Genomic DNA, 267 nt, shown 5'->3' with positions numbered 1-267 from the left:
TTACGATGAGCATACGCCAGGCATGCAGGACGTTATCGCTGAGCAGGACGGTTTTTCGCTATCAACCGGACACGCGACGTGATGAACCGGTGATCCAGGCTTTGACTGAACGGGCTGAACGCTATCCCCGCTACGGCTTTAAGAAGCTCTTTCAGGTGCTTCGCAGGCAGGGCCACGTCTGGAACCACAAGCGTGTACACCGGATTTACCGCCTGCTGAAACTGAATTTTCGGCGTAAGGGTAAACAACGTCTGCCGGTGCGAAATC

Annotated in this window: 1 protein-coding gene; it reads left to right on the top strand. The window is 54.7% G+C overall.

Translation table 11 applies throughout. The features are described 5' to 3' along the window. Window positions 1-267 (top strand): IS3 family transposase (locus WFO64_RS22430; protein WP_337014409.1); only part of this gene is annotated, 267 nt, incomplete at both ends.

The organism is Pantoea sp. AS142 (genome assembly GCF_037152305.1).
Taxonomy (GTDB): Bacteria; Pseudomonadota; Gammaproteobacteria; order Enterobacterales; family Enterobacteriaceae; genus Pantoea.
Note: the sequence above shows the minus strand (reverse complement) of the source record. Positions and strands in the feature narration are given on the sequence as shown.